This window comes from Acinetobacter gyllenbergii CIP 110306 = MTCC 11365 (assembly GCF_000413855.1).
Classification (GTDB): Bacteria; Pseudomonadota; Gammaproteobacteria; order Pseudomonadales; family Moraxellaceae; genus Acinetobacter; species Acinetobacter gyllenbergii.
Genome location: NZ_ATGG01000035.1, coordinates 1 through 1,682 on the forward strand (window position 1 = coordinate 1; position 1,682 = coordinate 1,682).

Annotated in this window: 2 rRNA genes; both read left to right on the plus strand. The window is 49.6% G+C overall.

Annotated elements, in window-relative coordinates:
• Positions 1 to 1,385, plus strand: a 23S ribosomal RNA gene (locus F957_RS0120680); the annotation flags it as partial.
• Positions 1,386 to 1,548: 163 nt separating this feature from the next.
• Positions 1,549 to 1,663 (plus strand): 5S ribosomal RNA (gene rrf / locus F957_RS03165).
• Positions 1,664 to 1,682: the final 19 nt, after the last annotated feature.

The window sequence follows — 1,682 nt, forward strand, 5'->3', positions numbered from 1 at the left end:
CTGATAGCAAGCTGTACTTGTACAGTGAAGTGGCTGATACCATGCTTCCAGGAAAAGTCTCTAAGCTTCAGTTACACAGGAATCGTACCCGAAACCGACACAGGTGGTCAGGTCGAGTAGACCAAAGCGCTTGAGAGAACTCTGCTGAAGGAACTAGGCAAAATGGTACCGTAACTTCGGGAGAAGGTACGCTGCTGACGGTGATGGGACTTGCTCCCTGAGCTATTGGCAGCCACAGAAACCAGGCCGCTGCAACTGTTTATTAAAAACATAGCACTCTGCAAACACGAAAGTGGACGTATAGGGTGTGATGCCTGCCCGGTGCTGGAAGGTTAATTGATGGGGTTAGCGTAAGCGAAGCTCTTGATCGAAGCCCCAGTAAACGGCGGCCGTAACTATAACGGTCCTAAGGTAGCGAAATTCCTTGTCGGGTAAGTTCCGACCTGCACGAATGGCATAATGATGGCGGCGCTGTCTCCAGCAGAGGCTCAGTGAAATCGAAATCGCTGTGAAGATGCAGTGTACCCGCGGCTAGACGGAAAGACCCCGTGAACCTTTACTGCAGCTTGACATTGAACTTTGACCTTACTTGTGTAGGATAGGTGGGAGGCTTTGAAGTACGAACGCTAGTTTGTATGGAGCCGTCCTTGAAATACCACCCTGGTAATGTTGAGGTTCTAACTCTGCCCCGTAATCCGGGGCGAGGACCATGTCTGGTGGGTAGTTTGACTGGGGCGGTCTCCTCCTAAAGAGTAACGGAGGAGTACGAAGGTGCGCTCAGCGTGGTCGGAAATCACGCGTAGAGTATAAAGGCAAAAGCGCGCTTAACTGCGAGACCCACAAGTCGAGCAGGTACGAAAGTAGGTCTTAGTGATCCGGTGGTTCTGTATGGAAGGGCCATCGCTCAACGGATAAAAGGTACTCTGGGGATAACAGGCTGATACCGCCCAAGAGTTCATATCGACGGCGGTGTTTGGCACCTCGATGTCGGCTCATCTCATCCTGGGGCTGAAGCAGGTCCCAAGGGTATGGCTGTTCGCCATTTAAAGAGGTACGCGAGCTGGGTTTAGAACGTCGTGAGACAGTTCGGTCCCTATCTACCGTGGGCGCTGGAAATTTGAGAGGATCTGCTCCTAGTACGAGAGGACCAGAGTGGACGAACCTCTGGTGTACCGGTTGTGACGCCAGTCGCATCGCCGGGTAGCTATGTTCGGAAGGGATAACCGCTGAAAGCATCTAAGCGGGAAGCCTACCTCAAGATAAGATTTCCCTAGGAATTTATTCCTCTAAAGAGCCGTTCGAGACTAGGACGTTGATAGGTTGGGTGTGGAAGCACGGTGACGTGTGAAGCTGACCAATACTAATTGCTCGTGAGGCTTGACTATACAACACCCAAACAGTTGTTGTATTCAAGATAAATTCAATACATAACTTGATTTAGTGTAGAAACTAGTTACAATACCGACTCAATTAACTAATCCGTTAATTACTCATTTGGAAAAAGCCTTGGCAATCAATAAGACCAAAGCAAGTATCCATAAACAGTTTGCTGGCGACAATAGCAAGAGTGAACCACCTGATCCCTTCCCGAACTCAGAAGTGAAACCTCTTAGCGCTGATGGTAGTGTGGCACTTGCCATGTGAGAGTAAGTCATCGCCAGCTTTTAAATCTAAACACCCCC